At 71.1% G+C, this 25,106-nt stretch carries 19 protein-coding genes; 10 read left to right on the top strand and 9 right to left on the bottom strand.

The window, feature by feature from the left end; all coding sequences use genetic code 11:
* Window positions 1–238 precede the first annotated feature (238 nt).
* A complete protein-coding gene (locus OXS27_RS21595; RefSeq protein ID WP_267358628.1) occupies window positions 239–1,237 on the top strand; it encodes a helix-turn-helix domain-containing protein in 999 nt (332 codons plus the stop codon).
* 160 nt (window positions 1,238–1,397) lie between these two features.
* On the opposite strand, the gene OXS27_RS21600 is transcribed toward OXS27_RS21595, so the two are convergent.
* Entirely contained in the window at window positions 1,398–1,961 is a 564-nt protein-coding gene (locus OXS27_RS21600) for a TetR/AcrR family transcriptional regulator (protein ID WP_243923193.1), read from the bottom strand.
* A 127-nt stretch (window positions 1,962–2,088) separates the two neighbouring features.
* Here OXS27_RS21600 and OXS27_RS21605 point away from each other — a divergent pair, with 127 nt between their 5' ends.
* The 4 genes from OXS27_RS21605 (at window position 2,089) to panB (ending at window position 5,569) form a co-directional block, all read left to right on the top strand.
* A complete protein-coding gene (locus tag OXS27_RS21605) occupies window positions 2,089–3,057 on the top strand; it encodes a quinoprotein relay system zinc metallohydrolase 2 (RefSeq protein ID WP_267358629.1) in 969 nt (322 codons plus the stop codon).
* A gap of 42 nt (window positions 3,058–3,099) precedes the next feature.
* Entirely contained in the window at window positions 3,100–3,927 is an 828-nt protein-coding gene (locus OXS27_RS21610; protein ID WP_243923184.1) for a quinoprotein dehydrogenase-associated SoxYZ-like carrier, read from the top strand.
* Window positions 3,928–3,939: 12 nt separating this feature from the next.
* Window positions 3,940–4,527, top strand: a complete 588-nt coding sequence (locus tag OXS27_RS21615) for a rhodanese-like domain-containing protein (RefSeq protein WP_267358630.1) — start codon at window positions 3,940–3,942, stop codon at window positions 4,525–4,527.
* A 223-nt stretch (window positions 4,528–4,750) separates the two neighbouring features.
* The gene (gene panB / locus OXS27_RS21620) at window positions 4,751–5,569 is read left to right on the top strand and encodes a 3-methyl-2-oxobutanoate hydroxymethyltransferase (protein ID WP_243923181.1); all 819 of its coding nucleotides are present in this window, start codon (window positions 4,751–4,753) and stop codon (window positions 5,567–5,569) included.
* 8 nt (window positions 5,570–5,577) lie between these two features.
* Here panB and OXS27_RS21625 read toward each other — a convergent pair whose 3' ends face one another.
* Both OXS27_RS21625 and OXS27_RS21630 read right to left on the bottom strand, forming a co-directional pair.
* The gene (locus OXS27_RS21625) at window positions 5,578–6,138 is read right to left on the bottom strand and encodes a sugar O-acetyltransferase (RefSeq protein ID WP_267358631.1); all 561 of its coding nucleotides are present in this window, start codon (window positions 6,136–6,138) and stop codon (window positions 5,578–5,580) included.
* A 115-nt stretch (window positions 6,139–6,253) separates the two neighbouring features.
* The gene (locus OXS27_RS21630; RefSeq protein WP_267358632.1) at window positions 6,254–7,249 is read right to left on the bottom strand and encodes a hypothetical protein; all 996 of its coding nucleotides are present in this window, start codon (window positions 7,247–7,249) and stop codon (window positions 6,254–6,256) included.
* A 285-nt stretch (window positions 7,250–7,534) separates the two neighbouring features.
* Between OXS27_RS21630 and thiE the strand changes: the two genes are divergently transcribed.
* The 3 genes from thiE to OXS27_RS21645 all read left to right on the top strand — a co-directional run bounded on the left by thiE (window position 7,535) and on the right by OXS27_RS21645 (window position 9,788).
* Window positions 7,535–8,242 (top strand): thiamine phosphate synthase, encoded by a 708-nt coding sequence (gene thiE, locus OXS27_RS21635; protein ID WP_243923175.1) that lies wholly within the window; start codon window positions 7,535–7,537, stop codon window positions 8,240–8,242.
* On the top strand, window positions 8,239–9,054 hold the full coding sequence (gene thiD, locus OXS27_RS21640) for a bifunctional hydroxymethylpyrimidine kinase/phosphomethylpyrimidine kinase (RefSeq protein WP_267358633.1): 816 nt from the start codon (window positions 8,239–8,241) through the stop codon (window positions 9,052–9,054). Before thiE ends, thiD begins: the two co-directional genes overlap by 4 nt.
* 107 nt (window positions 9,055–9,161) lie before the next feature.
* Window positions 9,162–9,788, top strand: coding sequence for an XRE family transcriptional regulator (locus tag OXS27_RS21645; RefSeq protein WP_243923212.1), 627 nt, complete (start codon window positions 9,162–9,164; stop codon window positions 9,786–9,788).
* A gap of 7 nt (window positions 9,789–9,795) precedes the next feature.
* Here OXS27_RS21645 and OXS27_RS21650 read toward each other — a convergent pair whose 3' ends face one another.
* From OXS27_RS21650 to OXS27_RS21670, 5 genes are all read right to left on the bottom strand, one after another.
* Window positions 9,796–10,377, bottom strand: coding sequence for an ABC-type transport auxiliary lipoprotein family protein (locus tag OXS27_RS21650; protein ID WP_243923172.1), 582 nt, complete (start codon window positions 10,375–10,377; stop codon window positions 9,796–9,798).
* Between the two features lie 121 nt (window positions 10,378–10,498).
* Window positions 10,499–11,581 carry an MlaD family protein gene (locus OXS27_RS21655; RefSeq protein ID WP_267358634.1) on the bottom strand — a complete coding sequence of 361 codons (1,083 nt, stop codon included), beginning with the start codon at window positions 11,579–11,581 and terminating at the stop codon, window positions 10,499–10,501.
* A gap of 95 nt (window positions 11,582–11,676) precedes the next feature.
* Window positions 11,677–12,477, bottom strand: a complete 801-nt coding sequence (locus OXS27_RS21660; RefSeq protein ID WP_243923210.1) for an ABC transporter ATP-binding protein — start codon at window positions 12,475–12,477, stop codon at window positions 11,677–11,679.
* Between the two features lie 25 nt (window positions 12,478–12,502).
* Window positions 12,503–13,636 carry an MlaE family lipid ABC transporter permease subunit gene (locus OXS27_RS21665; protein WP_267358666.1) on the bottom strand — a complete coding sequence of 378 codons (1,134 nt, stop codon included), beginning with the start codon at window positions 13,634–13,636 and terminating at the stop codon, window positions 12,503–12,505.
* 69 nt (window positions 13,637–13,705) lie between these two features.
* Complete coding sequence (locus OXS27_RS21670; RefSeq protein ID WP_267358635.1) at window positions 13,706–14,881, bottom strand: MFS transporter; 1,176 nt, start codon at window positions 14,879–14,881, stop codon at window positions 13,706–13,708.
* 133 nt (window positions 14,882–15,014) lie between these two features.
* On the opposite strand from OXS27_RS21670, the gene OXS27_RS21675 reads away from it, so the two are divergent.
* Window positions 15,015–16,046 carry a hypothetical protein gene (locus tag OXS27_RS21675; protein ID WP_267358636.1) on the top strand — a complete coding sequence of 344 codons (1,032 nt, stop codon included), beginning with the start codon at window positions 15,015–15,017 and terminating at the stop codon, window positions 16,044–16,046.
* 125 nt (window positions 16,047–16,171) lie between these two features.
* Entirely contained in the window at window positions 16,172–16,612 is a 441-nt protein-coding gene (locus OXS27_RS21680) for a DUF1489 domain-containing protein (RefSeq protein ID WP_267358637.1), read from the top strand.
* Window positions 16,613–17,592: 980 nt separating this feature from the next.
* Here OXS27_RS21680 and OXS27_RS21685 read toward each other — a convergent pair.
* Window positions 17,593–24,876 (bottom strand): hypothetical protein, encoded by a 7,284-nt coding sequence (locus OXS27_RS21685; RefSeq protein WP_267358638.1) that lies wholly within the window; start codon window positions 24,874–24,876, stop codon window positions 17,593–17,595.
* Between the last annotated feature and the right edge of the window lie 230 nt (window positions 24,877–25,106).

The raw sequence follows: 25,106 nt of genomic DNA on the forward strand, positions 1-25,106 counted from the left end.
CTAAAGCCACGACCCGTTGAACGGTGCACATCTATACATTCCAAGAAAGCTTTGTTTCGGCATTCCGGCAAGTGATTATTTTATCCATAGGCCGCGCCAAGCAACAGCGTTTAGCCTTCGCCAATATGACTGATACTGTATTCCGAACCGAATCTCTGTATAATGTCATACTTAGAGACCAAGAATCGATAAATCTCTTAATAAAAATCTATTCAAGCGATCGCCGCACGCCGAACCCATGCAATCCCTGTTTTCGACGGAAGGCCTCCATCCAAGCGGCGGCTTCAAACTGTGGCGCGAACTCCTGGGCGAGCGGCTCGTCCCTATCGAGGTCGAACGTCTCGACGCGGATGGCCCCTTCCGTGGCAAGCTGTATATCGCCGAAGTTGGCCTCCTTCACATCTCGCGCCTGACGCAGAGCGCGCTGCGGTGTGAAACGACGCCCGCGGCAGCCCGGCGCCACGACAGGGCCGGCATGGTCGTGGTGCTGTTCAAGCTCGCAGGCATGTCGACCAGTGTTCAGGACGGACGCGAGGCGATGCAGCGCCCCGGAGACATGGTCGTGCTCGACCATCGGCCCTCCGTGCTCACGACCCATGAGGACAGCCAAGCCTTGTTTCTTGAGCTACCCCGAGAACGTCTGGAGCGCGTGCTCGGGTCAACGCGCCTCTATACAGGGCTGTCCCTCAGCGCGGATCTCGCGTCCACCGAATTGACCACGTGCTTCATCCACGAGCTGATCCGCGTGCGTCGCCAGCTGACACCCGATGCGGCGGAGCGCATGGCGGCGATCGGCGTCGATCTGATCGTGGCCAGTCTCGCGGAGCGGATGGCGCAGAACGTACCCCGGCCGATCCATGGCAGCGTCGTGGTCCAGCGCGCCAAAGCCTACGTCGAGGCCAATCTTCAGGACACGGCCCTGGACCCCCCACACCTTGCCGCCGCGGTGGGCGTTTCGTTGCGTCGGTTGCAGGAGCTGTTCCACGAACGCGGCCAGCATATTTCGGACTGGATCTGGGAACGCCGGCTGGCCGTCGCTGCCAAGCGCTTAGCCGATCCGGCCTGCGTTCACCTGCCGATCGGCACGCTCGCATACGGATGCGGCTTCATCAGCCAGTCCCACTTCGCACGTCGCTTCAAGCACCACCACGGCATGAGCCCACGCGAATACCGCTACGCCGCGATCCTAAACGGCCGCGAACACAGGGCTGCCGTCGCTTCGCACCGTGTTTCGTAAGCCGCCCATCTGCGAACGGCCCGCCAACATCTCCCACCAACTGGCCGGAGCGGTTGATGAGCGGACTATCGCACCCTGCCCCCCAATCACCGTCATAGGTAAACCGAACACGTTCGGCCCCAAGCGTAGGTTAAGAGGAAGGGTCATTCCCTTACCGACTTCATGCCTTGAGCCCGTCAACCAGCACAGCCAGCGTCCCCCGAAACGCGTCAGGGCTCGCGAACAAGCGCTCCATCAGCAGCGCCCCCTCCAGGGTGGCGATGACGAAACGGGCCAGCACCGCCGGATCCGTGCCAACGCGGACGCTGCCGTCCGCCTGACCCGCGCGTAAAATCTCCTCCAGCCAGGCGAGGTGGTCCGCGAAGAAGGCCGCGATGTCCCGGCGCAGGCGCTCGGGCAGCGCTTCACCCTCGATAGCCAGCGCCGCGCACAGGCAGCCGAGCCCTTGCTCGACACCGCCAAGATAGAGGCGTCCGTAGGCCTCGATCCGGCCCGTCCCGTCCGGCACCTCCGCGCGGATCGCCGCCAAGGCGGCGGCGTAGCGTGCCGCGTAGGCCGCCACCAGAGCGGCGCCGAGATCGACCTTGCTGGGGAAATGGTGGTGGATGCTGGCCTTGCGGATGCCCACCGCCTCCGCGAGATCGGCATAGCTGAACCCGGCATAGCCCCGCCCCCGGACCAGGGTCTCGGCCTGCATCAGCAATTCGGCGCGGGTGTCCCTCATCGCAGCCTCGTCTGGGGCATGGTTCACACGAACGTGCGGCCGGCGCCTGTCCTGCTGCCTCTCTGCCACTTGACGGGATGGAAATCTACCTACCTAATGGTAGACAAGAATAACAGGAGGATGCGGCATGACGGCTTCCGCCGTCCAACCGGGGGCGTTCGTGGGCGGCCGAGCCTTGTCTCGGCGCGGCGCCCTGTTCGGCGGCCTGTGCCTGTGCTGCCTGCCGACTTTGGGCCGCGCAGCCGAATCGTTCACGCTGGAGGAGGTCGGGCCGGGTATTTTCGTCCGCAAGGGCCTGATCGCCGACGCAAGCTCTGAGAACGGCGACGCCATCGCTAATATCGGCTTCCTCATCGGCAAGACCGGCGTGCTGGTTACGGAATCCGGCGGCAGCCTCGCGGATGGCCAGTGGCTGCGCGCCGAGATCGCCAAGCGCACCCCAAAACGCGTCACCCACGTGGTGCTGACCCATGTCCACCCGGATCACGTTTTCGGGGCCGGGGCCTTCTTGGCGGACAAGCCCGTGTTTATCGGCCACTCTAAGCTCACCGAGGCGCTCTCCGCCCGAGGCGAGTTCTACCGCAGTCGCCTGATCGACCTGCTCGGCGAGGAGCGCACCGGCCCGGTGGTCTATCCGACGATGAGCGTGGCCGAAACCGCGGAGGTCGATCTCGGCGACCGGCGCCTGACCTTCACGGCGCACGGGCCGGCCCACACCACCTCGGACCTGTCGATGATCGATTCCGGCAGCGGCCTGCTGTTTCCCGCTGACCTGCTGTTCGTGAATCGAATCCCGTCCCTCGACGGCAGCCTGAAGGGCTGGCTCACGGAGATCGAGCGCCTGAAGGCCATGGGCCCCGCCCGCGCGGTGCCGGGCCACGGGCCGGTGGCGGTGGATCTCGCCCCGGCGCTGGCCGACCTCAGTGGCTACTTGACGGCGCTGCGCGATGGCACCCGCGCGGCGATCGCCAAGGATGTGCCGATCGACAAGGCGGTGGACAGCGTGGCCCGGGATCAACGGGACAAATGGGCCCTGTTCGACACCTATAACGGCCGCAACGTTACCGTGGCCTACCAGGAGCTCGAGTGGGAATAGGTTTTCGCGATCACCATATCTGATAACATCGGGAGTCACGCCATGACGTTCAGAATCAGAAAGACGGTTTCCAGCTTCGCCCTTGGCCTAGCTCTGGCGACGACGGCGCTCACCCCCGTCGCGTGGGCCGCGGGCGCCTCCGACACCGAGCAAGAGCGCACGGCCCGCTGGCAGGAGATCGCCAAGTCGATCTTCGGCGACCGGCAGATCGCCCAGACCGACAGTCTGGTGAAGATCGAGGCGCCGGCCCGGGCGCTCGACGCCGCCCTGGTGCCGATCACCCTGACCATGCTCAAGGACGGGCAGATCAAGGCGGTCTCGCTGATCATCGACGACAACCCGGCGCCCTACGCGGCCCGCTTCGAGTTCGGCCCGGCCGCCGATCCGGCCGAGCTGAAGCTTCGGGTGCGGGTCAACAACTACACCGACATGCACGCCGTGGTGGAGACGCAGGACGGCAAGCTCTACGAGGCCAAGCAGTTCGTGAAGGCCTCCGGCGGTTGCTCGGCCCCGATGGGCATGAGCGACGAAGAGGCCATGAAGGGCATGGGCGACATGCGCATGAAGTTCGCCGAAACCCAGCCCGGCAAGCCGGTCGAGGCGACGCTGATGGTGCGTCACCCGAACTTCTCCGGCATGCAGATGAACCAAGTGACCCGCGAGTACACGCCGGCGCGCTACATCGACAAGCTCACCGTCTCGGCCGGCGACCAGACGATCTTCACCCTGACGGGCGACATCTCGATCTCGTCCAATCCGGTGATCAACTTCGCGTTCAAGCCGGACGGGAAGCCGATCCAGGTCGCGGCCTCGGACAACCAGGGCGGACGCTGGCAGCACAGCTTCAATCCGCCGAGCCCGACGAACTGAGCGATGCGGGACATGCGCCTGATCGTTCGGGTCGCGGCGTCCTGCGCCGCGCTCCTGTGCCTCGCCGCCGCTCCGGCGGATTCCCCGGTCGCCGTGCCCGAGCCGGATGGGCTCTATGCCGGGCCCCCGAAGGGCTACACGCCGCCGACCCTGAAGGGCGCCACGGTTATCGACGCCGAGGGCCTCTCCGCCCTGATGGCGGGGCCGGACAAGCCGGTGCTGATCGACGTGGCCGCCTCGGACCGCAAGCCGTCGAACTTTCCAGCCGGACGGCTCTGGCTGCCGGTGCATCCCTCGATCCCCGGGGCCCTCTGGATGCCGGAGGCGGGGGCCGAGCCCCTGGCCCCCGAGCGGGAAGCGTTGTTCTACAAGCGGGTTGCGGAGCTGACCGGTGGCGACAGGGCCAAGCCGGTCGTGGTGTTCTGCCATGTGGAATGCTGGGGCAGCTGGAACGCCGGCAAGCGCCTCGTGCTGAAGGGCTATACCGGCGTGCGCTGGTTCCCCGAAGGCGTCGAGGGCTGGCAGGACAAGAACGAAACCACCAATCTGCAGGTCGATCCGGCCTGGAGAGCTGGGTCCGAGCCGCAGGCGGGGCGCTGACCGGCGCCACCGGGCGGTGTAAGAGGCTTTTCGCGCCTCTCGCATGTGGGGCTTGAAAGACACTCAAGGATCCGACCGGGATCTCTCCTCCCCCTTGCGGGGAGGAGTTGGAGGTGGGTGTGGTAGAGGAGGCACCGCGGTGCTTCATCCTGAACCACCCCCACCCCTGGCCCCTCCCCGCAAGGGGGAGGGGAAGGCGCTCGAGCCGAAAGGGATCTGAACCATGTCGCAGGTCGTGCAGTCCCGCAGGCTCCGGGCGATCGATATCGGCAAGCGCAAGGCCGAAGGGCGTAAGATCATCGCGCTCACCGCCTACCACGCGCACACGGCCGGCATCGTCGATCCCTATTGCGACTTCATCCTCGTGGGCGATTCCCTCGGCATGGTCATGCACGGGATGGAATCGACCATTCCCGTCACCCTGGAAATGATGATCCTTCAGGCGCAGGCGGTGATCCGAGGCACCGAGAAGGCGCTGGTGGTGGTCGACATGCCGTTCGGCTCCTACGAGGCAAGCAAGGAGCAGGCCTTCCTCAGCGCTGCCCGGGTGCTCAAGGAGAGCGGCGCCGGCGCGATCAAGCTGGAGGGCGGCGCCCATTTTGCCGAGACGGTGGCGTTCCTGGTCCAGCGCGGCGTTCCGGTGATGGGCCATATCGGGCTCACCCCCCAGGCCGTGAACACGATGGGCGGCTTCAAGGTTCAGGGCCGGGCGCCTGACGACGAGCGTCGCCTGCTGGAGGATGCCCGGGCGATCTCCGAGGCCGGGGCCTTCGCGATCGTGCTGGAGGGCATCGTCGAGCCGGTGGCGCGGGCGATCGCGACCTCGCCGCGGGTGACGGCGGCCACGATCGGCATCGGCGCCTCCGCGGTCTGCGACGGGCAGATCCTCGTGTTGGAGGACATGCTCGGCCTCTCCGAACGCACGCCGAAATTCGTGCGCCAGTTCGGCAGCCTGCGAAGCCATATCGAGGAGGCCGTGAAGGCCTACGCGGATGAGGTGCGAGCCGGGCGGTTCCCGGCCGCGGACCACACCTACGGGTAGGCTCGCCCTCAGCCCGGCGGCAGCGGCCGCGCCGGATTGCCGACGACGGTGACGCCCGCCGGCACATCACGGGTAACGACCGCGCCCGCGCCGATGATGGCATCATCGCCGACCGTGACGCCGGGCAGGATCAACGCGCCGCCCCCGATCCAGACATTCGCTCCGATCGTGATCGGCCGGCTGGATTCCAGGCCCGCCCGCCTCAGTTCCGGATCGCGCGGATGGTCGGCGGTCAGGAACTGCACCCCGGGGCCAACCTGGGTGAGATCGCCGATGGAGACCGCGGCGACGTCGAGGATCACGCAGTTGAAGTTGAGGAAGACCCCGTCGCCGACCGAAATGTGCTGGCCGTAATCGCAGAAGAACGGCGGCCGGATCACCGCACCCTCGCCGACATGGCCGAGGAGCTCGCGCAGGAGGATGCGACGCTCGTCGGGGGAGGCCGCCAGGGTGGCGTTGTAGCGGACCATCCAGGCGCGGGCACGCCGCGCGTCGGCGGCGAGTTCCGGGTCGCCGGGCCTGTAAGCCTCGCCGGACAGCATCTTCTGCTTTTCGGTCTTGGTCGTCATGCGGGCTCTCCTGCAGCGGCACGGGGCGACGGGACGCGGATCCTGCACCCGGAAGACGGCCTCGGCCCGCCCGAACCGCATTCTGCAGGCCGGCCCTGCGCAGTAGCCCGACCCATCACCCGACCCGCCGCAAGGGCAGCCGCAGGCCCGGCGCCGGCCGTTCCAGCAACACCTCACGCCGGAACCGCACCAGCCGTGCCGGACGGCCGGCGGCGCCGCTGGTTACGCTCTCGGTCTCCTCCACAAGTCCCTGCTGGGCGACCAGCCGCCGAAAGTTCTGCTTGTGCAACTGCGTGCCCGAGAGCGCCTCCACGGTGCGCTGGAGCTGGAGCAGGGTAAATTCCGGCGGCATCAGCTCGAACACCACCGGGCGGTACTTGATCTTGCCGCGCAAACGACTGATCGCGGTGGCCAGCACCCGCCGGTGGTCGAAGGCCATGGGCACGCCGGTCGGGTCGTTCGGGAGCGCCGGGCCGGTATTACCGCCGGCCTCCGGGATCAGCCCGGCCTCGAACAACAGCTCGTAGCGCTCCAGCACGCGCTCCTCGTTCCAGGTGCCGCCGTTCATGCCGAAGGTCAGGCCCAGGCGGTCGAGGCGGCGGGTGCGGGTGGCACAATCTTCGGGCTCGGCCGCCCAGGCGGCGAGCCGCGCCTCGATCGCGTCGAGCTGGCGCGGGCGCCCCTGACGGAAATCCTCGTAGGGCAGGTAGCGGTACCAGTTCTGCCACGCGGCCTCGGCGAGGCCGGCCGGCCGCTCCTCGCGGACCAGCGCAAGATAGGCCACCGAGAGCGAATGCACCCCCGACTGCTCCAAGGCCCCTGAGCGGTCGCGGTCACCGAAGGTATAGAGCTGCTCCACGTAGCCGAGGCGCTGATGCGTCTGCCGCTCCACCCAGGCGCGCAGGCCGCGCTCCAGGGTTGCGTGCTCCGGGACGAGCGGTCCGGCCGGCAGGCCGTCGCCGCGGCCCGGTGCCTGATCGGGCACGCGGATCGTCAGGGCGCGCGGCTCCCCCCCGGTCGCGGCGACGATCACCGCGACGAGGCCTACGGAAGAGCGCTCCGGCAGGGCCTGCGCCCCGCGCGCACCCGTCTGCGCCGCGGCAACCGTCATCGTCCCTCGACCACCTGTCCTGTCGAATGCACTGTCAAATCGAACGTTTCCGCGGACACCGGCGCTCGCTTCGGCGGAGCGCGTCCCGGCGGATCTCGCCTATAGGGGGGCAGGATCGGCGCGCGTCAACGCCGCCGCATGACGGTCGAGAGCCGCAGGGCCGTGGCGGACGCCTCCGATGAGGCGCTTCACGGAGCGCTTGCCAAGGCGGCTGCGTCTGACCAAACAGGGCCCCTCTGAAGGGGTCGGCCCGGAGCCGATGGGGACGGAGGCCGAGCGAGACCGATGCCAGCCAGCGCGAACGCTGCACAGACCGGGGGCAAGGCGGTCGACCTGCGGCTCTACGGCCTCCTCGATGTCGGCGTACTCGGCGGCGACGGCAACCGGCTGGCGCGGCTCGGCGCCGAAGCGGTCGCTGGGGGCTGCACCCTGCTGCAGTACCGCGAGAAGGACATCCCCGATGCCCGTGCTGCCCTGGCGCGGATCCGGGCGATCCGCGAAGCGGTGGGCGGGCAGGTGCCGGTGCTCGTCAACGACCGCGTCGACCTCGCCCTCGCGGCGGGGGCGGAGGGCGTGCATCTCGGCCAGAGCGACCTCCACCCGGCCGATGCCCGGCGACTCCTGGGGCCGGGCGCGATCATTGGCCTCACCGTGAAGACCACGGCGCAGGCCGATGAACTGTACCGGCTGCCCGTGGACTACGCCTGCATCGGCGGCGTTTTCGCCACCACCAGCAAGGACAATCCCGACCCGCCGGTCGGCCTCGAGGGCTTTGCCAGCATCGCCTTCCGGGCCCGGCTCGCCCGGGGGGCCGGCCTTCCGCTCGGCGCCATCGCGGGGATCGGCCCGGAGAACGCCGCCGCCGTAGTCGCCGCGGGGGCGGACGGGGTCGCGGTGATCACCGCCCTGTTCGGCGCGGAACCGGTGCGCCAGCGCGCCCGGGATCTGCGCGCACGGATCGACACCGCCCTGACGGAGCGCGCGGCGCGATGAGCGACCCCACCCCAATCGCCGTGACCATCGCGGGCTCGGATTCCGGCGGGGGCGCCGGCATCCAGGCCGACCTCAAGACCTTCTCGGCGCTTGGCGTCTATGGGGCCAGCGTGATCACGGCGCTGACCGCGCAGAATACGCGGGGCGTTCAGGGCATCCACGACGTGCCGTCGGAGTTTGTCGCTCGACAGATCGACAGCGTCTTCTCCGACCTCGCGGTGCGCGCCGTGAAGATCGGCATGCTATCGCGGACCGACGTGATCGTGGCCGTGGCCGAGGGTCTCGCGCGGCATGCCGGGGCGATCCCCGTCGTCCTCGACCCCGTGATGGTCGCCACGAGCGGGGACCGGCTGATCGCCGACGACGCCGTGGCGACACTCCGAGATCGGCTGCTGGCGCAGGCCGACCTGATCACCCCCAATCTGCCGGAGGCCGCGGTGCTGCTCGGCGAATCCATAGCCGAGGATCCGGCCACCGCCGCCGCCCAGGCCCGGCGACTCGTGGCGCTGGGCGCCCGGGCGGTTCTGATCAAGGGCGGACACGGGACGGGGCGCGACAGCATCGACCATCTGGTCACGGCGGACGGGACCCTTCAGACCCTGGTGGCGCCGCGGATCGCCACCGCCAACACCCACGGCACCGGCTGCACCCTTTCGTCGGCCATCGCGGCGGGTCTGGCCCGCGGCCTTGCACTGCCGGCCGCGGTGGCGGAGGCCAAGACCTATCTGACGGCAGCCCTCGGCGCCGCGGACCGGCTCCAGGTCGGCGCGGGTCACGGGCCGGTCCACCATTTTCACGGCCTCTGGGCTTAGCGCGAAGAGCCGGCGCGATCTCCATTGCCTTGCAACCGGACGACGATTGCGTTTGAAGAAGCGCACGATCGTTCGGATAATGGAACGGCGCGAGCGGGCCGGTGACAATGCAGGATCAGGCGGAACGGCCGGACCGGGCGCGCGGGCGTGACCTGCTGACGGGCGCGCAGGTGCTCTCCGGGCAACTCGGCAAGACCATCCAGCGGCTGCGCAAGGCTTACAACCTCTCGCTGTCGGAACTCGCCGAGCAATCGGGCGTGGCCAAGTCGATCATCAGCCAGATCGAGCGCAACGAGACCAACCCTACGCTCGCGACCATCTGGCGGCTCTCCCAGGCGCTTGACGTGTCGATCGAGCGCGTCCTGGCGACGGGCGACGAAGAACCGTTCATCGAGAAGACCTCTCGGGCGGATACGCCGATCCTGGTCTCCGAGGACGGGAAAGTGCGGCTGGCGATCATCGGCTGGCTGAAAACAATCGAATGGCTGCAATGGTACGAGGTCTCGGCCGATTTCGGCGGCGTCCTCGACTCGGATCCGCACCAGCGCGGCTCGGTGGAATCGCTGTCGGTCGGCGAGGGGGCGTTCGAGGTCGAGATCGGCGGCATCGTGCAGCGGGCCCGGGCCGGCGAAACCCTGCGCTATCGCTGCGACCGCCCCCACCTCGTGCGCTGCACCGAGGGTCCGGCCCGGGCCACCATGGTGGTGATCCTGAAGGCTGCCGTGATGGAGTGAGGTGCGCTCAGCGCCCCGTATTCACCCATCGCACCACGTCGGCCAGCACGGTGGTGAGCGCCTGATCCAGGGCGCGCGCGCCGTTGCCGGCGTCGATCTTGGCCACCGGCACCCGGGCCACGAAAATCCGCGCGGCGGTCACCTTTCCGGTGCCGTCAGCCACCAGCTTGAGCGCCAGGTCGACCACCGCCTCACCGGTCACCGACTGGACGTCGAAGGCGCGGATCTCGCTGACCAGCTGGTAATCGGCCACGATCTTGTCGCCGGGCCGGCTCACCGAGCGCAGCCGCCCGGAATTCTCCAGGCTCTGGATGATCCGGGACTGGATCAGCCGCGGCAGTCGGTCGGCCCATTGCCCACCGCCCAGGAAGGCCAGTGACCCACCGATCTCGCGCACGATGATCCGGTCCGCCTCGAAGGGCTGAATGCCCACCGGCTCCGACACCGCGATCGACCGGCCAGCCGCCACGGGCCGCCCGGTCGCAGGCAGGGCCGCGAGATCGAAGGTCAGCGGCGCCGCGCCGCCGCCGCAGCCACCCAGCAGGGCGGCAATCAGCGCAGCAGCGGCGATATGGGACGAGCGGACCATACACATGACCTGAGGAACCCCGCCGACGAACGGCGGAGTTGTATAAGCTATGCCGTTAAAACTACCCCGCGCTGGTATCCGTGCCGTGCGCCGGGACACATCGACCCGGCAAGCGGCGTTTTCACCGGCCGCCGTTGTATTCCGGCAACGATGGTTTGCCGCCGAAGATCACCTGGCTCGGGTCGCGCTCCAAGCTGCGCACGGTGCGGTTGAGGGTGCTGAGCGTCCGCTGTCCGTCCCCCGACAGGGCCTCGACCTCCCGGCGCCCGGTGCCGCTCAGGCGGCCGAAATTGGTCGAGATGCTGGCGGTGCGCTTGTCGAGATTCTCCGACATAACCCGGAACGCCTTGCCGGCGTCGCGCACCGAGATCGCCGCAGCGCGGATCTCGGCGAAGGTGCTGGAACCCTCCTGGCCGGAAGCCGAGCCGAGGAAGCCCTGGGCGCCGTTGAGCACCGCGTCGATCTTGTCGGCCGAGGCGTTGAGCTTGGCGGCGAGCGAGCGGGCATCGTGCACGGCGCCCTCGATGTCGGGGCTCGATTTGGACAGGGCCGCGGAGAAGCGGTCGGCATTGTCGATCACGTGGCCGAGCTTCGCCCCGTCCACCGCCTTGACCAGCGCCGAGATGTTCGGGCCGGCATCGGCCAGCGTCTTCGAGAAGGTGTCGACGTTGGCGAGCGACCGGCTGATCGCACCCTCGTTGGCCGAGACGACCCGGTCGAGGCGGGCCAGCATGTCGTCAGCCCGCTGCGCCACCTGGCGGGCGAGCGCCATCATGTCCTGCATGTCGGAGGAATCTGCGAAGATGGTCGGCGGCTCGCCATTGGCCATCGGGGTCAGCACCGGTGCGTCGGCGTTGCCGCCGGAGAGCGAGATCACCGAGACGCCGGTCAGCATCGCCGAATCGAGCCGGGCGCGGGTATCGGCCCGCAGCGGCGTCGACGGGTCGACCTTGATCTGGGCCAAAACCCGGCGCGGATCCTGCGGGGCGAGGCGGATATCGGTGACCTCGCCGACCTTGATGCCGTTGAAGTTCACGCTCGACCCGCGCGACAGCCCCCCGACCGAGCCGGAGAACACGATCCGCACCGTCTGGCTGACCTGCCGGGACGAGCCGCCGGAGAGCCACAGCACGGTGCCGAACCCCGCCAGGATGACGGCGATGGTGAAGGCCCCGATCAGGGCGTAGTTCGCGCGGGTTTCCATGCGCTCAGCCTGTGTGTCTGCCCGGCAGGGATCCTGCCGGGCGTCTGGCCCCGGCTCCCGGGCGGGAGCGGGGCGGGATTGGGTCGGGACGACGCTCAGGCATGGACCGCAGCGCCACCCGTCGCGATGGTCCGGGCACGCTTGCCGTGGAAGTACGAGCGCAGCCAGGGATGGTCGCTCGCCAGCATCTCCTCGATCGTGCCGGCCGCGATGATTTGGCCGTCGCCGAGCGCCGCGATGCGGTCGCAGGCGGTGTAGAGGCTGTCGAGGTCGTGGGTCACCATGAAGACGGTCAAGCCCAACGTCTCCTTCAGGGTCGAGACGAGGTCGTCGAACTCGCCCGCGCCGATCGGGTCGAGGCCCGAGGTCGGCTCGTCGAGGAACAGGATCTCGGGGTCGAGCGCCAGGGAACGGGCGAGCGCCGCGCGCTTGATCATGCCACCCGACAGTTCCGAGGGCAGCTTGTCGGCGGCGTCGGGTTGCAGGCCGACCATCTCGATCTTGAGCCGGGCGAACTCGTCGAGCAGGCGCTCGGACAGATTCAGGTGCTCGCGCATCGGCACCTGGATGTTCTGCTTGACGGTGAGCGCCGAGAACAGCGCGCCCTGCTGGAACAGCACGCCCCAGCGCTGCTCCATCCGCCGCCGCTCGGCGTAGGTCAGTTCATCGACGTCGCGGCCGAACACCTCGATCGTGCCCGCCCGCTTCGGATTGAGGCCGAGGATCGTCCGGGTCAGCACCGACTTGCCTTGGCCGGAGGGGCCGACGAAGCCCAGGATCTCGCCGGGGCGGATGTCGAGGCTCAGGCCCTTGAGGATGTTGCGGTCGCGGAAGCCGACCACGAGGTCGCGCACGCGGATGATCGGGGCGGGATCCGCTTCGGCGTGCAGGTTCATGGCGGGGGCGATCACCGGGCGGGGCTCAAAAATCGATCGCGGCGAAGAAGACCGCGAACAGGCCATCCAAGAGGATGACCATGAAGATGGACTTCACCACCGATGCGGTGACGTGGCGGCCCAACGATTCCGCCGAGCCCTCCACGGCGAACCCCTCGATCGTGGCGATCACCCCGATGATCAGCGCCATGAACGGCGCCTTGATCAGGCCGACCATCACGTGGTGGACGCCCACCGCCGCCTGGAGCCGGGCCAGGAACTGATCGAGGGTCAGCCCACCATACAGCATGGCGGTGAGGCCGCCGCCGGCGAGCGCCGCGATGTCGCCGATCAGCGTCAGCATCGGCAGGCCGATCATCAGGGCGAGCACCCGGGGCACGATCAGGATCTCGACGGGGTCGAGACCCATGACGCGCAGGGCATCGACCTCCTCGCGCATGCGCATGGAGCCGATCTCGGCGGTGATCGCCGAGCCCGAGCGGCCGGCCACCATGATCGAGGTGAGCAGCACCCCCATCTCGCGCAGGATCAGCAGGCCGATCAGGTTGACCACGAAGGTCTGGGCGCCGAAGCGCTGGAGCTGGAAGATCCCCTGCTGGGCGACGATGCCGCCGACCAGGAACGAGATCAGCACGATGATCGGCGTGCCGTTCAGCGCCACCTGCTGGATCTGGTTGATCAGGGCGTTGCCCCGGAAGGTCCCGGGCCGCAGGGCGACGCGGCCGCAGGCGGCGATCAGCTCGCCCAGGAAGGCGAGGGCGGTGACGAATTCCTGCCCCCCGCGCACGGTCTGGCGCCCGGTCGCGTCGAGGGCGCCGACGATCACGCCGTGCCGCCGTGGCGCCGGCAGCTCGGGCTCGCGCAGCCGGACCTCGCCGAGCAGGGTATGGTGCTCCGGCCGGACGCCGATATAGGTGAGGGCGCCGCCCGCCTGCTCGATCTCGGCGCGGGTACGCTCCAGCACCCAGGCGCCGAGCGTGTCGAGGCGCTCGATCCCGGACAGGTCGAGCGCCACGGGGCCCGCCCGGCCGGAGGCCGCGATGCGCGCGGCCGCGGCCTCGACAGCGGGTGCCTGGTCGGCGGCCCAGCGGCCGTCGAGCTGCAGCCGGCCGTCCTCCGGCCTGTCCCGCACCGATGCACCCGCCGGGGTGGCGGGCACAGTGCCCTGACTCAGCAAGACCCTCTCTCCTCGATCGCAGCGCCACCCTGCCGGGCGGTTATGTCGACATTACGGTTGACGATTCGTGTCGGTCCTCACCGCTGCCGCAGGGCGGGACGCGAGGGCGAGCCCGAGGCCGGCGGCGGCGAGCGGCGCCATCAACAGGAAGGCGAGGGGGCCGCCGGCCCGGTAGGCGAAGCCGCTGACCAGGGTGGCGACCACGGAGATGCTGGCATTGACCGCGCTGAGCGTACCCTGCGCCCGGCCCCGCGCCCCGTCCGGGGCATAGGCCGAGACCGCCGCCATGGCGCCGAGCTGCGTCGCCCCGAAGGTCAGCCCGTGCAGGCATTGCAGCGGCACCAGGGCGGCGAGGCGGTCGCCGATCAGTAACATGCCGACCGCCCGCAGGATCGCGGCGGCGGCGCCGAGGCTCAGGAGCCGCACCGGGCTGCGCCACGCGGCCGGCAGGGCGGGCATGGCGGCGAACAGCACGATCTCCGAGAGCACGCCGACCGCCCAGAGCGACCCGACCCAGGCGGCCGGGATGCCCGCGCTGGTCCAGTAGATGCTGCCAAACCCGTAGATCGCTCCGTGGCTCGCCTGGATCGCCGCGGCTGCGCCGATGCAGAGCCAGAGGCTCGCAGGCAGCTTCGGCCGGCCGGCCCCGGCTTCGGAGTGCGGCAACCCCGTCACCGAACGGCTGCGCCACGCCACCACGGCGGCCCCCAGCGCGAGGCCGGTCAGCAGCAGCGGCACCGCGAGCTTTCCGCCGAGCGCCGAGAGCAGGAACCCGCCCGCGAGATTGGCCAGCAGGAAGGCGATGGAGCCCGCCATCCGGATCCGCGAATAGGCGAGGCGGCTGTCCCGGCGCACGGCCGCCAGGGTCAGGTAGTCGATACACGGCACCAGGGGCGAGCCCGCGACCGCGTTCAGCACGATCAATACGGCGAGCAGGGGCCAGCCGATCCCGGCGGCCCCCGGCATCAGCGCATAGGTGAGGCTGAGCGCGAGGCTGCCGGCGAGGATCATCCGGCGCGGCCCGAGCCCCCGGTCGAGCAGGCTCATCAGCGGCGCGGTCGCGGCGATCCGGGTGGCGATCGGCAGGGCGAGCAGCACCCCGATCACCGCGGCATCGAGCCCCAGGGCGTCGAGCCAGAGCGGCATGAACGGCATCGCGATGCCGATCTCGGTGAAGACCACGGCGTAGAGCAGCGACAGGCGCGCCGGGCCGGACGGGCGGGGCAAGGTGAGGCTCGGGGCGGGGACTTCAGGGCGCGTGCGGACGAAGCCCGCGGCGGGCGCCCCGTAAGCGCCCGTTAAATGGATCCTGTCAAATTCCGCATTGCCGCGTGCGCCGAGCCCGCGTTCAGGGAAACCCATGTCCGGTCCCGCAACACCGAGCCCGAACGCGTCGGCCGAGTATGAGGCCATCGAAGCGACCATCTCGGACACCGAGCGGGGGCGCTGGTTCCTGGCCGAACACGCCCGCCGCAGCCGGGGCGCCGAGACCGAGATGCTGCTCGGGGCGATCGCCCGCCTGGAGCGGACCGTCACCGCGGATCGCGGCCACGAGGCATTCGGACACCTGCGCGGCAACCTCGTCGACATGGCCGACGCGATCAGCCGGACCAAGGCCGAGATTGCCGCGATCAGCGCGGCCAACCACGAGCAGACGCATCTGATCCAGGCGTCGCTGGCGCTGGACGGCATCGTGCGCGAGACCGAGCGGGCGACCTCCGACATCCTCGGTTCCGCCGAGGCGATCCAGGAAGCGGCCTGGACCCTGCGCGAGGCGGGCTCCGATGAGGCGGCCTGCGACGCCCTCGACCTCCACGCGACCGCGATCTACACGGCCTGCTCGTTCCAGGACCTCACCGCGCAGCGCACCGCCCGGATCGTCTACACCCTGCGCTACCTCGAGGATCGCCTGTCGGCGATGATCACGATCTGGGGCGAGGAGGCCGAGCCGATCCCGCCGCTGACCGAAGCCGGCCCCCCGGAAATCGGTGCGTCCGATCTCTGCCAGAGCGACATCGACCGCTACATCGGCATGGATGTCCCGGCCGTCACGGCCGCCGCCCTAGTGGCCCGGCCGGGAAGCCTGCCGCTGCACGAGGATCTGGTGTTCCTGCCGGTCGCCGGCGAGCCGGAGCCGGAGGAATTTGTCCCCGAGAGCGCGGCCCCGGAAAGCACGGAAGACGCGAACACGGACGACGAGAGCGCCGTGACCGAGAGCGCCCCGGACGGCGAGCCGGCCGGCGACGCGAACGCGTTCGACTGGTCCGGGTTCGCCGCGGACGCCCCCGATCCGGACGCGGTTCAGGCTCAGCAGGGCGAACCGGAAACGGTCCTGAGCCTTGCCGAGATCGATGCGCTGCCGCCGGAGCAGCGGCTGGCGCTGTTCGCCTGAGCGATTCGCCCCGGGATCGCCCCGGACATCCGCCAGCGGATCACGAGTCTGCGAAACCGCATCCCCCTTCCGCGCCGCATGCTCTATCAGGGGCGCCCCGCCGAGACCTCCGAGACCGCCCGCCCGTGGCCCTGCACCTGATCAAGCTCTGCGTCGGCCCGGCCTCGATCGCCGACCTCGAGGCGCGGCAGGCCCGCTACCGGGCCGAGTCACTGCGGGACGGGCGGTCTGCCGCGCCGGTCCACGTCACCCGGACCCTGCCGAAACGCCACCGCGAGATCACCGGCCAGGGCTCGATCTACTGGGTGATCCGCGGGACCCTGTCGTGCCGTCAGGCGATCACCGCCATCGAGCCGCTCACGGGCGAGGACGGCATTCCACGCTGCCGGCTGGTGTTCGACCCGCACCTCGTTCCGGTCGCCCCGCGGCCGTACCGCCCGTTCCAGGGCTGGCGCTATCTCACGGCCGGCGACGCGCCCGCCGATCTCGGCTCGGAGGCCTCGGGCGACCTCGCCGAAATGCCCGAGGCCCTGCGGCGGGAACTGGTCGGCCTCGGGCTGCTGTGACGGGGCGGGGTTGAGTTCTGTGCGGGTGCCGGGAAGACGGACGACCGAAGATCGAACGCGAACACGCGTGGCGCCGGACATGCCTCATCGTCCCCACCCGCCTTTCGGCGCCGGGGGCATGGCCCAAGAGTGACAACACGCGGGACGCGGGACGCCGCGGGGACCCAGGTGTCGGCCAAGTAACGCGCGGGATCCGATCCCCGCGGCGCCCGCGGCATCGACCGGGCATGGTCCCCGGCCGGTGCCGTCTTTCTCGTCGCGGTGTCTCCGACGTCCCGATCCTGCGACTCCCCGTTAGCGGTCTCGGGCGGGGTGCACGCACCCCCGGAACCCGCATCGGCGCCGTGGCCTTCCAGCCGTCCCCCGCCTCGTCGTGGGCGGGTCCGCAGGTCGCTCAGGGTCAGCCCAGACGCGGGTCGGCGCGGGGGGCATTTCCTCCCCCCGCCGGGCAAACTGCCGCCCGGTCTCACGCCCGCATCCGAGGCACGCCCCGTACCGGTCCGCCGCCCGGGGCGATGGCGGCTGAGAGCCACCGACGCGGGCACCGCCCCGTCCCCGGACCCGCCCAGTCAGCCACCGGGCGGGCCCCCGAAGGACGCCCCGGGATCGCTCCCAGGCCGCCGTGGACAGGTGGCGGCTAATGAGCACAAAATAGGAACATTGTCAACGGTGAATAGCGGGCGCTCTACGGCCGTCTCCTCCCGCCGCCCTCAGCCGGACTGCGCATTCACACTGCTGGGTCTGACACCAACGCGTTGAGAGGACAGAGCTTTTCCCCCTTGTGGGGAGGGGCCAGGGGTGGGGGTGGTGCAGAAGGCACCGTGACGGCACATCCTGCGCGACCCCCACCTCCAGCTCCTCCCGCTTGCTCGAGCGATCCCGGGCAGGCCCGGGATCGCCAGGGGAGGAGAGGGCGTTGGCGCGGTTGCGGACAACAGAGCCCCTGAAGGGGGGTTAACGCCCCCGACCGGCGGGGCGCCCTACGCCCCGTCGAACCGCCCGCTGGCATGGGCCAGCATCGTGTAGACCTTGCCGGTCTCCGAGGTGAGATAGGCGTCGGTCCGCTTGGCGTCGCTGTCGTTCTTGACCACGTCGCCGAGCAGGCGCTCGAACTCGCTGACGTAGCGGTCGACGCTGCGGCGGAACTCCGCATCCGCCCGGTAGCGGCGCTGGATCTCCGTGAAGGTCGTCCGCCCCTGCGCCGTGTAGATCCGCGGGTCGAACAGGTTCGGCTCGCCGCGGCGGTAGCGTTCCCACAGGTCGACCGCGGTCTGGTGCTCGATCATCTTGGCGATGTCGGTCGAGATCGTGTCGAGGGCGATCCGCCCGGTCTCGGCGGCCGCCACGGCGGGCCGGCGGGCCGACGCGGCGGGGGCCGGCGCGTCCGTCGCCGGCACCTCCTCGTCGTCGTCCAGCGAGGCGCGGGTCAGCAGGTCGGACAGCCAACCCCGCTTGTCGCCGGTCCGCGCGGGTGCGGCGGCGCGGGCCGGTGAGGCCGGGCGGGGCGTCTCGCCCCGGGTCGCGCTCCCCGTAGCCGGCCGCGACACCGCCGGAAGCGCGGGCAGCGCGGGTGCCGGTGCGGCGGGCGGCGCCGACGCGAAGGCGGCGAGGGGCGCAGGCTGGGAAGCAGCGGGCGCCGCGACGGCACGACCACCGCCCTCCGCGGCCCGCCGCTGCGCCTGCGGCTGAGCGACGTCGACCGAGCGGCCGGAGCGGGAGACCAGGGACGAGAGCTCGTTGAGCGCCTTGATCTGGTCGGAGACCACCCGGCGCATCTCGCCGGTGGCATCCTGGGTCTCGCGGGGCAGGTCGAGCACGCCCTTGGCGAGTTCGGCGCGGGTTGCGTCGAGTTCGCCACGGATCGAGCCCGCCATATCGCGCAGGGCCGAGAAGGAGTCGCCGAAGCTGGCCTGGGCCTCCTGGAAGCCGGTGCGCATGTCGCGCGCCGCTTCCTCGATCGCCTGCCGCACGCCCTGGGCGGCCTTCTCGCCCTCGGCGCTGGCGCTGTCCTTCAGGTCGGCGAAGGCGCTGGTCACCGAGGCGCCGGCGCCCTCCGCGGTCCGGGTCAGCGTCTCGCCGACGCTGCGCGCCCGTTCCTCGGCGGCGCGCAGGGTCTGCTCGATCGTCCGCTCCAGAGCCTTGCCGTTCTCCTCCAGGGCGGCGGCGCGGGTCTCGAAAGCGGCCAGCGCCTCGGTCAGCGCCGTCTCGCGGCCCGAGAGGGTCGCGCCCAGCCGCTCCTCGATGGCGGCGAGCGACACGGCGGCCCGATCGAGGGCCGCGACGTGCGCGCCGGTTTGCTCCGCGAGCGAGCGGCCGCGGCCGTCGAGGGTCTCGGCGAGGCGGGAAGCCTCGCTCAGCGCCCCATCGGCGGCCCCGCGCAGGGCCTCGACCTGGGACGAGACGCCGGCGCTCGCCCGGCCGGTCTCGGCCGCGATGCGCTCCAGGGCTGCCTGGACCTGCTCGATCCGGCCGGCGAGGCCCCGCTCGATCGCGCCGAGATTGGTGTCGGCCCCGGCGACGAGGTCGCTGAGCGCCGTGTTGGCGGCCTCGATCCGATGGAGCAGGCTGCCGAGTTCGCGGCCCATCCGGTCATTGGTGTCGAACAGTTCCGAGAGGGTGCGGCCGGCCCCGTCCTCGATGGCGGCGCGCAGCAGCTCGGCCGAGGCCCGCGACTGCACGGCCAGCTCCTCGGTCCGCTCCCGCAGGCTGTCGGCCAGCGGCATGCCGGTCTCCGACAGCGCCCGCTCGATCGCCTCGGCCCGATCGGCCAGGGCACGCGCGAGGTCGAGCATCGGCCCGTCGATGGCGCCGCGCAGACGCTCGACATGGCCTTCCAACGCATCGCCGACGGTGCGCCCGCTCTGGTCGAGACCGGTGAGCAGCGCGCCGCCCCGGTCCTCGATGGCACGCACCAAAGCCTCGGCACTCTCCGCCAGGCGGCGCGACAGGGCCTCGCCGCGGGTATCGACAAGGGCACCCAGGGCGTCGGTACGCCGCTCGAACGCAGCCCCCAACGCCTCGACGCGCTCGTCGATCAGGCCGGCCAGGGCGTCCTCGCGCCGACGGAGCGTCTCAGCCAGAGCCGCATTGTGGACGTCGACCTGCTCGGCATGGGCGCGCGCCCGCTCGTCGAGGGCGGCGACGAGTGTGGCGGTGCGCTCGTCCACGAGGCTCGCGAAGGCGTCGTGGCGGTCGTCGAAGGCATTGGCCAGGGTGTCGGCACGCTGCGCCACCAGGGTCGCGAACAGCCGCATCCGGCTGTCGATGCGCTGGGTGAAGGCATCGGCGCGGGCATCGACGCCCTGAGCCAGGGCCTCGCTATGCGCCGACACGGCCTGCGCCAGGGACGCCGTGCGGTCCTGCACGACGCCGTCGAGGGCGCGCAGGCGGGTGTCGAACACCTCGACCAGCGCGCCGGTGCGGCCCTGGGCGGTGTCGAGCAGGGCCTGGCTGCGGTCGTCGAGCAGCCCCTCGATCGCCGCCCGGGCCTCCTCGAACGTGGTCCGCAGAGCCGCAACCCGGGCATCGACCCGCTCGGACACGTCGCGGCCACTCCCCTCGACGATCGCCCCGAGGCGGTTCTGCACCCGGTCGAACAGGGCCTGCAATTCGCCCGTCCGCTCGCGGAGAGTCTCGGCGAGCTGAGTCTCGCGGCTCTCCAGCAGGCCCGCGATCGCGGGATGCGCCTTGTCGATGGTCGCCTGAAGCGCCTGGGTCCGGTGCTCGATCGTGCCGGCGATCTGGCGACCGCGGGTGTCCACCAGGCGGTCGATCTCGCCCTGCGCCCGCTCGAACAGGCCCTGCAGATCGGACAGGCGGTTGTCGAGCACGTCCGCCATCTGGGCGGGCGCCGCGTCGAGGGTCGTGCGCAGGCTGTCGGTCCGGGCCGCGATGGCGTCGGCGACCTGCTGGCCGCGCCCGTCCACGAGGTCGCGCAGGCCGGCCTGCGCCTCCTCGAACAGGGTCTGGAGACGCTGCGTGCGCGCATCGAGGGTGGCGGCGAGCTGGCGCTCGCGGGTCTCGACCAGGGCCGAGACGGCGGCCGGGGCCTCCTCCAGCACCGTGCGCAGGGACTGGATGCGGGCATCGACCGTGGCGGCGAAGCGGCCACCGCCGCCCTCGACCAGGGCATCGAGGGCCGTTTGGGCCTCCTCGAACAGGGTTCGCAGGGCCTGAGCCCGGGCGGTGAGCGTGTCGGCCAGGCGGTTGCCGCGCCCCTCGACCAGGGACTCGAGGTGGCCGAGCCGCTCGTCGAACAGGCTGCCGAGCTGATGGGTCCGGTCGTCCAGGGCGCCGGTCGCGGTGCCGAAGGCGCCGTCGAGGGCGGCGATCAGCGCCTGGCCGCGGCCGTCCAGCGCCTCGTTGATCGGGCCCATGCGGCCGTCGAGGGTGGCGGCCAGGGTGCCGGCATGGCCGTCCAGCATCACGCGGATCTGGTTGGTGCGGTCGTCCAACAGGGTGTGGACCGTGCGCACGCCGTCGTCGAGCAGGCCGCTGATGTCGGCGGTGCGGCTCGACAGGGTGTGGCCCAGGCGGCCCTCGCCGTCATTGAGCATCCGCTCGGCATCCGCGATGGTCTGCTGGAGCTTGGCCAGCACGCTCTCGCCGCGCTGGTCGATCAGCTCGGACAGCGACGTGCCGCCACGGTCGAACAGGCGGGCGAGCTCGGTGATCCGGCCGCCGATCGCACCGAACACGGCACGGCCCTTCTCGTCGAACTCACCCGACAGGGCCGCGATGCGCTGGTCGATCTCGCGGGCCAGCTGATCGGCGCGCTCCGCGAAGGCGGCACGGACGGACTCGGCGCGGGCAGCGAGCGTCGCGTCGGCGCTCTCGGTGCGCTCGTCGACCAGACGGACAAGCGCCTCGCCGCGGGTCGACAGGGCGGTCTCGAGGCCGGTCGTGGCCTCCTCGATCGTCGCCTTGAGGGCGCGGACGCGCTCGGCCATGGCGCCGTCGAGGCCGCCGGTCCGGTCGGTGATCGTCGCGACGAGGTCGCGGGTCCGGCCGGCCAGTTCCTCGTCGACCGCGCGGGTGCGGGCCTCGATGACGCGGATCGTCTCGAAGGCCTGGACGCCGAAGCTTTCGTCCACGAGGCGGGCGCGCTCGTCCAGCGCCTCGGCAATCGCCTGGAGGCGGCTGACCACGCCGGTATCGAACTGACCGGCGCTCTCCTCGATCCGGCGGGCGATCTCGCCCGTGTGCCGGGCGATGTCCTGCCCGAGCCCGGAGGTGCGGCCCTCCAGCATCTCCATGAGGCCGCGATGCCCCTCGGCCATGATGCGCGCCATCTCGTCGGTGCGGGCGCGCAGGGTCTCGTCCACCGCGGTGGCGCGGTTGCCGAGGTGGCTGTCGATGTGGCCGACAAGTTCCGCCACGGCCGCGCCGATCTCGGCGGCCCGCTTCGCGGAGCGCTCCTCCAGGCTGCCGAGATGGGTCTCGATCAGGCTGCCGGCCTCGTGGGCGCGGGCGGTGATCGTCTCGGCGACGGCCTGACCCTTGCCGGTCAGCAGGCGGTCCATCTCTTCCAACCGGGCGCCGACGGTCTCGCCGAGCGCCGCGGTGTCGCGGCCGATCCGGTCGGCCAGGATGTCGCCGCGGGCGATGGTTTCCTGCAGGGCGGCGAGGCGGTTGCCCAGGGTCTCGTCGATCGCCCGGACGCGGCCGTCGGCGGTCTCGGCGAAGCTCGCACCGGTCTGGCTGAGGGTGTCGGCGATGCGCGCGCCCTGGCTCGCCACGGCGAGCACGATGTCGCGGCCCGTGCCGCTGATCCGGGTCTGGGTCTCGTCTGCGTGGCCGGCGAGCAGCTCGGCGACGCTCCGTCCTTGTTCGCCGAAGGCCGCCTCCATCTCGCCGATCCGGGCGGCGAGGTCGGCCGAGATCGCGCGAGCGGCCTCGGCGAGGCTGCCGGTGGCGTCGCCGGTGCGGGCGGCGAGTTCGCGGTTGAGGTCGTCGAGGGCGGCGCGGACGGCCGAGACCGCCTCCGTGCCGCGGGTTCCGAGATCCGTGCCGGCGCGGTCGGCGGCTTCGAGGAACCGGGCCATGAGGGCGGCGGTCTCGGCCTCGACGGTGCTCGCCACCTCGGTCGAGGCGGTGCGCAGGGTCTCCAGGGTCGCGGCGAGACGCGCGGCGGCGTCCCGGGTCTGAGCCTCGGCGGCGGTGCCGGTCTGCTCGGCGGCGGCGCGCAGCGCCTCGGCGGCTTCCTCGGTCCGCGTCGCCAGGGCAGCGGCGGACTCGGCGACCCGCCGCTCCATGACCCGGACAGCTTCGAGAGTCCGGGCCTCGACCGCACCGGTGGCGGCCTCGGTGGTCCCGTGCAGGGCGGTGGTGGCCGCCTCGGCGCCGCGCCGGAGCGCCGCGACCGCCTCGGCGGTACGGTCGTCGATCTCGACCGACAGGCCCTCGACCGTGCCGCGCAGGGATTGGACCGCGCCGGCCGCGCCGGTCTCGAAGCCCCGGCCCAGGGCCGCGAAGGCGGCTTCCAGGCTGGCCGCGACCGTGTCGGTCCGCTGCGCGATGCCGCTCCCGGCGCGCTCCGCCGCAGCGGCGACCCGCGTCTCCAGATCGGCCGCCCGCACCGTCACGGTCTCGTCGAGCCGCGCCGCGACGCCGTCCATGCGTTCGGCCACGGCACTGCCGCGCTCCGTCAGCGCGTCGGCGATCCGCTCGGCGGCGCCGATCAGCTCGTCGCGGACGATGCCGGCCCGGGCCGACAGGGCGTCGCCGGCACCGCCGGCTGCAAGCGCCAGGGCAGCCTGCGCGTCGCGTCCGCGGCCCTCGATCGCCTCGGCGACCGACAGACCCGTGGTCTCGATCTCGGCCCGAAGCGCCGTGCCGCGGCCGGCGATGTCCTGGGCGAGGGCCGAGCCGGTCTCGGCGAAGCGCGCCGTGATCTCGGCGCCCATCGCGCCGAACCGGTCGGTCAGCTCGGAGCCGCGCGACAGGAACACGCTCTCCAGCCCGGTTGCCGAGCGCTCGAAGTTCTCGCGCACCGCACTGGCCTGGCGCTCCAACGCCGCCCCGACCTGCGCGCCGGTCTCCTCCAGGCTCCGGGCCAGGGTGCCGGCATTCTCTGTGAGACGGCCCGCCAGGGCGGTGCCGGCGGCCTCGAAGGCGCCGGTCGCCTCGCCGGCCCGGCTCTCGAAGGCGTGGGTCAGGCCCGCGCCGACCTCCTGAAGGGTGCCGCGCACCGCCTCGCTGGTGGCGGTCAGCGTGTCGATCAGGTCGCTGCCGCGGGCGGTCATCAGGCCGACCACCCGGTCCCCGGCCTCACCGAGGGAATCCGTGATGGCGGCGCCGCGGGTCTCGAGGGCCCCGGTCACGCGCTCGCCCGCGCCGGTCAGGGCCGTCACGATCCGGTCGGAGGCGCCCTCCAGCTCCTGGCTCAGGCTCTGATGCGAGCCGGTGATGGCGTTGCGCACCCGGTCGGCGTTGGTGACGATCGCCTCGCGCTGCGCCACCAGCTCCTCCACGAGGGAGCGGATGCGGATCTCGTTGTCGGAATAGGCGCGCTCCAGGGTGGCGATCTCGCCGCGCACCAGGGTCTCCAACTCGCCCGCGCGGGCCAGCGCCCGCTCGACGCCGTCGCCCACGGCGGCCACCTCGCGGCGCACGGTCTGCGACATGGTCAGGACCGCGTCGGTCGAGAAGCTCTCGGGCTCGGCGAGCCGCACCGCGACCTCGCCGACTGCCCGGGCGACGAGGCGCATCTCCTGCGCGCGCACCGCCAGCATGGCGGCGATCACGAACAGCACCACGGGTCCGAGCAGCGCAGCGGCGCCGACGCTCGCCTGAAGCGCCGTGAGCCCCGCGACGACGCCGCGCAGATCGCCCTCGGACTTGATCCAGGCGACCAGCACGAGGAGGCCGATCCAGGCGAGGCCGGCCGCGAGCGCGACGAGATACGGCTTGGGCGAGGAGCGCACCCGCAGAGTCTGTTGCAGGATGCCGATGTTGCGCCGGTCGTCGTTGGCGACAAGCGACCGGTCGGGCGGCAGGAGGCCGCCTTCCCGGCGCGGGCGCTCGAGGCCGGGCGGGGGCAGGTCGGAGGCGAGCGGTGGGTCGAGGTCCAGGCGTGGCGGCATGGTCCGGCCAGCCGCGTCCATCCCCCCGTCGCGCAGGGGATCGGTATCGCCGACATCGGGCAGGCGCGGCTCAGCGCGGCCGTCGAGGCCGGTCGGCGTCAGGGCGTCGAGGTTCAGCGCCTGCTCAATCGCAGAGAGCGCGGCCTCGGCCGGGTCCTTCAGCTTCTTCTCGGTCGCCATTCAACGCCTCGTGACACGGGTTCACCGGCACCTCGGGGGAGGCTGATGCCGGAGACGCAACGCCCCGTTTACCATTACAAGATTAGACCTGAGCAGCGATTGCCGATACCCGAGTCCCGGTCAGCCCCAGAAAACGTTAACCGAATGGTTACCGACCCTGCCGCTCACCGCGCCCGCATCGTGCCGCAGGGAAGGGGTCCGGCGCGATCCCCGACCGGCGAATCAGGGGG

Source organism: Methylobacterium sp. GC_Met_3 (assembly GCF_026540775.1).
Lineage (GTDB): Bacteria > Pseudomonadota > Alphaproteobacteria > Rhizobiales > Beijerinckiaceae > Methylobacterium.